The sequence below is a fragment of the Flavobacterium hiemivividum genome (genome assembly GCF_004349145.1).
Taxonomy (GTDB): Bacteria; Bacteroidota; Bacteroidia; order Flavobacteriales; family Flavobacteriaceae; genus Flavobacterium; species Flavobacterium hiemivividum.
The window spans coordinates 1-6,667 of the sequence record NZ_SMFO01000024.1 but is presented as its reverse complement, the minus strand read 5'-3'; the positions used below and the strand labels follow the sequence as shown (position 1 = coordinate 6,667).

Below are 6,667 nucleotides of genomic sequence, written 5' to 3'. Positions count from 1 at the left end.
GTTTTTGTAAACTTCGGACTTTACGTTGCTGTGGACGCTTATCCCTTACTAAATGCCTCTTATGCAATTTCTGTTCGTCGGTACAGACTTTTGCCGTTTCGCTTCCTTCAGTGCATATCTCACGATAAACCACCTTGCGACGTACTAATGATTCGGGTTTTCAATCCGCTCATAAGGGACTTACACCCTCTGGAAAAATATCAGACTGTATCATTTGTTTTCTAATCCAAAAAGTCTAATTTCGAATTAAGAACAAACGATTTACAATCTGCTTCCTGCTCATGCAGGGCACACACAGCCGTTACACTAGATTTGGGCATTTGGCTTAATTTAGAAATGGTTTTGCATTTGAGAAATTTGTCCTTAACCTAAAAAACTCGCATCTTTAGTCCCAAACCTCGTGTAGCGGCGACACGTTAGCAGAAACCTTTGAAAAAATGACGAAAAGAATATTACAGACTATTATATCGTTACTATTAATAACTTCCGCAATCCTATTACTTAATAATACTGTTCGATATGAAGTTACGAAAAGACTGAATATGATTTCTGCCGGAAGCTATGCCTTTTCAGAGTCGTATGAACTTCCCTATTCTGAGACAAACGTGATAAAAGCAATCGAAAAGTTCAAAGACAGAAATCCAAAATACAAAGTTCCCGAAGTATCGATTTCCCCAAAAGATGCATTTTTATTGGAAGACTCTAAATCTGAAAATGGATTATGGTTTATCGCATATCTATACGATTCTAACTACAATAGAATTTTAAATATTGCGATAAGAGGAGATGAAACAAATACCACTTTGGAATTTGTATCTATAAATCAAGGTCTACAAATTGGAAATTGGAAAGACATTAATCGCGATTTTTCATATGATGAAAATCAAAAAATAAAAAATAACTTTGAAAAAGATTATTTAAAATCAATAAAGAATATATTGAAGAACAATAAAGGCTTCTGGTAACAACCGTTACACTAGATTTGGGTATTTGGCTTAATTTAGAAATGGTTTTGTACTAGGGAAATTTGTGCTTAACCGAAAAAACCCCGCTGGCGCGAGCGTCCCGCTCGTAAATACAAACACAAACACAAAACAAATTATAGAATCGGAAACAGCACGAGCGGGACGCTCGCGCTAGCTGTATTTTCTGGTAATATAGTATCTTCTAAACACGAAAAAATCATATGATTGCTCGGGAATCATATGATGTGTAGCATTATTAAATATACAACTTTTCTTCCTTTTATTTTATATTAAGTGTTATATTTGAAAGAAATAAACGGACGTTTTTTCACAGACTGACGTTGTGCATAATGTCAAAAAAACCGAAGAAAATTTGATAATCTAAAGCGAAAAATGAAAAATGAAAAAAAACTTTCAATACTAATTTTATTCTTAATTAGTTCTTTAGCTGTTTCTCAAGATTTACCTACTGATTCTCTTCACGGAAATGTTAAAAAAATAAAAGAAAAAGTACTTTTCTTAACTAAAAAAGAAAATCCAAAATTATTTTATGATGATAGTGATTATGGCCATTCAGGATTTATGGGAGCCGAATCAACAATTAAAAGGTTCTATGAAACTTGGTACTCTACAAACTTCTGTTATTATTTGAATTATGAGCGCCATTTTGACTCTAAAAGAAAAATCATCAAAGACATTTGGTATGGAAAAGAGAATGATTTTATAAATTCATATAGATATTTATACGACGAAAAAGATAGATTAATAAGTAAAATCGATTCATCAAAATATAATATAAATAGAGAAAATAATTATTTTGATGAATTTGGCGAATATGCTGATGAAACTATTATTTATGAAAATCTAAAACTCAATTTATTTTCTCACGACTATAAAAGATATAAAAAAGGGAAAATAATAATTACAAAAAATTTTGACAAAGAGGGAGTGGTTTATGAATACCAAAATAAATATAATGGCAACGGAAAATTGCTGCACATAATTTTTAAGAACCCTAATAGTTGGAAAAAATCCGGAGAAAATACTTGGGGATATGGAGTTCAAGATTCCGTCGGTGTTACTTATAAAAGTTTAATCAATGAATACGACAAAAATAATAAACTTATAAAAGCTCAAAAATTCGATTTACATTCTGACGAAAACTATAAAAAACCCTGTACAAACTAGCCAAACTGTGTTTGAATATGATGGTAATAATTTAATTACCCGAATAAATAGTTCAAGAAGTTCTCAAATTTATATTAAATATAAATATGATAAAAAAGGTCGTTTATCTGAAAAATATTGTTGTGATGAGAATATTTCCAATGCAAAAATAATTGAGAAATACTTATACCAAAATGATAAGATTGTAAAATTAAATTATGCTGAAGAATCATATGCTGATCAAAAGATGATTAATTATACTATTTCTTATGCTTACAAATATGATAGTAACAAAAACTGGATTGAAATAATAAAGACTGTTGATGGTGTTGAGCTTTTTAAATGGATACGAGAAATCGAATATTACTAAAAAAAGCACTACTGCCAACACCAAAGGGTTGGGCTTGAAAAGCCAACAATGAACCCGCGGTTGAACGGAACCGATTACATGCCGTCAACACTATGAAGTTATCGTAAAATAATTTGAAGGATTACAAGAGGATAACTGTATAGCTATAATTCAAGGAAGATTTTAGTATTAAAACTAGGACGACCTTCTGTCTTTAACGTTTGAATTGTAAAACCTAAAGTTTGTAATGACAACGTTTCCACAAAAGCGTCTACAAAACGAACAAGATTATCTGGTAAAACCATGTCTACTAAACTAGAAAAAACCATCTGATTGCGCGGTATTCCTGTGATGTGTTGCATCATTAAATATACAACTTTTCTTCCTTTTATTTTATATTGAGTGTTATATTTGAAAGAAATAAACGGACGTTTTTTCACAGACTGACGTTAGTGTATATTATTGAAAAAACGAATGAAATCAACCGACAGAATTATAAAAGACATTCGCTACTACGAAATAAAACCTAAAGATTTCACTGGAGATTTTAACGGAATTATTGGTAATGTTTACCAAATTACTGACGATACAATTTCAATCGGTCAACGAATTGCAAGAAAACTAAATGAGTGTGAATTTATATCTGGCGAATTTGACCATATTTATATAAACTTTTCCGAAAATCTAAAATTGGGAAATTTATTTGAAAGCGAAAAAATTCTAGATAAACGGATAAAATATGTTGAATATGGAATTGAACCAAAAACATTTAATTCGCTAACAGAATTTGAAAAAAATCAATTAGTCAAAGACCTTACATTTAAAACTTTAATTTTACTTTTCGAAAAAGACAACAAAAAAATTGAAAAAATAATTGAAGTAGAAAATTTGCTGAATAAATTTGAAACGGAAATTGAAATCGCATATAAAACCAAAGAAACACATTCATATAAAATTGAAATTGGTTATATGATTAATCCGAAAAAAACTTTGTCAAAAATTGTAGTGAAATACTTTGATAAAAAAAATGATACTCAAAATATAACAACTAAAGATTTATATTTTTGTGAAGACATATTTTATTTAGTTGACAAAATAGAAGTTAAAAACGGAAAAATAATTTTTACTCATAAGAAAACAAGTTTGGGAGAAATTGCAACTGCCAAATATGAAAGGCCAATTGAAATAGAAATCACCGAAATGGAAAGAAATAACATAGATTAACAGCCATTTTGCGCTAGCTGGAATTTAGTGGAATTACCGTTTCGCATAAATTTGCCGTTAAGCCGAAAATTGAGCGGTTGCAAACTTCCAGCTATCTCAAAGAAATTCTGCTTCATTTCCTATATTTACAACTCAACTACCGAATAGTATCACTAAAAATAGAAGCATTATCGCTAATTTTGTAATTCAATAAATTTAAATCTAAGATTATGAAAAAGACAGTTTATTTATTCGCAATGATCTTAATAACTTTAGGTTCTTACGCACAAATCCAATGGAAAGTAGATCCTAATCATTCTTCCTTAAATTTTGATATTTCCCACTCCGGAATTAGTATTGTGAACGGGAAATTTTTAGAATACACTGGAAACTTAACTACAAGCGGAGAAAAACTACAAAATGCAAATTTTGATTTTACCGTTGATGTAAAAAGTATAAATACAAATGTCGAAGCCCGGGACAAACATTTGCAAAGTGCCGACTTTTTTGAAGTTGAAAAATATCCAAATTTAACTTTCAGAAGCAGCAAAATTTTAGCGACTGGCAAACCAGACCAGTATTTACTATACGGTAAGCTTACCATAAAGAATGTTACGAGAGACGTGATATTTGATGTAATTTATGGAGGAATTGCCAAGAGCGACAAAGGAGAAAAATTAGGAATGAAAGCCCAAACAGTCATCAATAGATTTGATTATAATATCAATTATGACCCAACGGCGGTTGGCATTGGAAAAGATGTAACCATTGTAGTTCACTTACAATTGGCCAAGTAGTACTGTTTTTGAAATTTAGAGCAGGGAAATATTCGATCGATAATTGGTTGAGTAAAAAAAAAGAAGCTCAAAACGACTTCTTGATAAAAAAGAAATGAACCGAAAGCAATTTTTAAAAACAAGAGCATTATTGCCTTTAACACCTTCAAGTATGAATTTAACAGATTTAAATAAAATGACTTCAACATTGAGTAACACAAGCAAAATGCCTGTGTTGTTCCTTGGTCACGGAAGTCCTATGAATGCAATCGAAGAAAACGAATTTGTTTCGGCATTCAAAAAACTGGGTGAAGAATTGCTGCGACCAAATGCTATACTTTGTATTTCGGCACATTGGGAAACCAAAGGAACCTTTGTAACAGCGATGCAAAGTCCACGAACGATTCACGATTTTGGTGGTTTTCCACAAGCATTATTCGACGTTCAATATCCTGCACCAGGAAGTCCAGAATTAGCTCTTGAAACTAAAAATAGCATCACCAAAACAGAAGTTGGATTAGACGATAAATGGGGGCTTGACCACGGCGCTTGGAGTGTGATTAGTCATCTTTATCCAAATGCAGATATTCCAGTAATACAAATGAGCATAGACTATTCGCAGCCTCCAAAATATCATTATGAGCTCGCAAAAGAAATAAGTAGCCTTCGCCAAAAAGGAGTCTTGATAATTGGAAGTGGAAATATGGTTCATAATTTACGTTTAGTCGCTTGGGAAAAGTTGAACGAACATTATGCTTTTGATTGGGCCACAGAAGCAAACGAAAAGATGAAAAGCTATATCTTAAGTGGAGACCATCAAAAATTAATTGATTTTAGATCGCAAGGAAAAGCCTTTGATTTGGCTATCCCAACACCTGAACATTATTTGCCATTGCTTTATACCTTGGCATTGAAAGAAGAAAATGAAAAAATAACGTTATTTAATGATAAATCTGTGGGTGGTTCAATGTCTATGACCTCCTTAAAAATAGAATCTAATTAAGATGAAAAAAAAGGCAGTAGCTAACATCGTAAATGAAAAATTGCTTCAAAGTACCTCAACCGATAGCCGTTCGGCAAAATTGGTGAGTAAATCGAATTAATGTTTCGCTGTTAAATGTCCTACTTTAGATTTTACAATAAAAGCTTACTAATTGTTAGTAAACTTTATATTTAAAGAGTATCAAGAATATAAAATCATGCAACGAAATACCATCTAAAATCTATTTCTTCCATTTCTAAAAAAAGGGAGATGTTAAAGCACAATATTTATTCAAAAAATAATGAAATAGAAATTGAGAAGGTAATTAGCTCAAGAAAAACTCCTTAGTGACTGTAACCAATTCTTCGCTATGTTCTGGCAATTCTGTGGCTGTAGAGGGATGTGAAGCTCCAAAAACATGATTGGCTTCAGGAATAATATGATTTTTTGCTTTGGTAAAATGTTTCTTTAGCAAATTGAATTCTTCCATTTTTACGGCTTCATCATTTGTCCCTTGAATTATTAAATACGGAATTTGGAGCTTTTTACTCCAATTAAGCAAACTATACTTTTCTTTATTGGCTTCTATATCCTCCAAGACTTCAATGTGCAACGGCATCATCTGGTTTGTTCTCGCATTTTTAATATACTGAACGCCTTCAGCTCGCCAGCTTTCAATAAATTTGGAATTCCAAGAACGATGAAAATCAAATGGACTCGCCCAAGTACATACTTTTTCAATTTTAGTTTCATAGTGAGTGCAATACAATAATGCCGAAACGCCGCCTTTACTATGACCAATAATAAAAATTTTATCAGTGTTGATTTTTGGTAAAAATTCTGGTAATTCATCGACTATAAATTGCTCTACACTCTCTATATCTTCCATTTCTTTACCCAAAGTATTTTTGGCAAATTTATCGAGATGGATATCTCGGTTCGATTTGTGCCACTGATTTCGGTTAGACCGTGCCACCCATTTCGGTCAATTTGTGCCACTATTTCGGTTCGATTTGTGCCACTTGACTAAAAAGTCACAGTATTCCGGTTCGATTTGTGCCACTATTTTGGTTCAATTTGTGTCACTTGACTAATAAATCATGGTATTCCGGTTCGATTTGTGCCACTTTGAAAGATCAAAATCAGCTACTATCTTGTTGTTATCTAAAACAGTACGATATGGCTAATAAACTTGATCCTATGGACTTAAAACAAATCATTACTT

General features: G+C 31.8%; 8 protein-coding genes. 6 read left to right on the top strand and 2 right to left on the bottom strand.

All coding sequences use genetic code 11. The features are described from left to right. Positions 1 to 437: 437 nt before the first annotated feature. The 3 genes from E0F98_RS15855 (at position 438) to E0F98_RS15845 (ending at position 2,502) form a co-directional block, all read left to right on the top strand. The gene (locus tag E0F98_RS15855) at positions 438 to 965 is read left to right on the top strand and encodes a hypothetical protein (protein WP_132113244.1); all 528 of its coding nucleotides are present in this window, start codon (positions 438 to 440) and stop codon (positions 963 to 965) included. Between the two features lie 393 nt (positions 966 to 1,358). Then, positions 1,359 to 2,153, top strand: a complete 795-nt coding sequence (locus tag E0F98_RS15850) for a hypothetical protein (protein ID WP_132113241.1) — start codon at positions 1,359 to 1,361, stop codon at positions 2,151 to 2,153. A 7-nt stretch (positions 2,154 to 2,160) separates the two neighbouring features. Further along, the gene (locus E0F98_RS15845) at positions 2,161 to 2,502 is read left to right on the top strand and encodes a hypothetical protein (protein ID WP_132113238.1); all 342 of its coding nucleotides are present in this window, start codon (positions 2,161 to 2,163) and stop codon (positions 2,500 to 2,502) included. Positions 2,503 to 2,645: 143 nt separating this feature from the next. Here E0F98_RS15845 and E0F98_RS15840 read toward each other — a convergent pair whose 3' ends face one another. Beyond that, a complete protein-coding gene (locus E0F98_RS15840) occupies positions 2,646 to 2,921 on the bottom strand; it encodes a hypothetical protein (protein ID WP_132113235.1) in 276 nt (91 codons plus the stop codon). Between the two features lie 250 nt (positions 2,922 to 3,171). On the opposite strand from E0F98_RS15840, the gene E0F98_RS15835 reads away from it, so the two are divergent. From E0F98_RS15835 to ygiD, 3 genes are all read left to right on the top strand, one after another. Next, entirely contained in the window at positions 3,172 to 3,705 is a 534-nt protein-coding gene (locus E0F98_RS15835) for a hypothetical protein (protein ID WP_132113232.1), read from the top strand. A gap of 209 nt (positions 3,706 to 3,914) precedes the next feature. Continuing rightward, a complete protein-coding gene (locus E0F98_RS15830; protein ID WP_132113230.1) occupies positions 3,915 to 4,481 on the top strand; it encodes a YceI family protein in 567 nt (188 codons plus the stop codon). Positions 4,482 to 4,632: 151 nt separating this feature from the next. Further along, entirely contained in the window at positions 4,633 to 5,463 is an 831-nt protein-coding gene (gene ygiD, locus E0F98_RS15825) for a 4,5-DOPA-extradiol-dioxygenase (protein WP_449404274.1), read from the top strand. 304 nt (positions 5,464 to 5,767) lie between these two features. Here ygiD and E0F98_RS15820 read toward each other — a convergent pair whose 3' ends face one another. After that, entirely contained in the window at positions 5,768 to 6,418 is a 651-nt protein-coding gene (locus E0F98_RS15820) for an alpha/beta hydrolase family protein (protein WP_132113225.1), read from the bottom strand. Positions 6,419 to 6,667 lie beyond the last annotated feature (249 nt).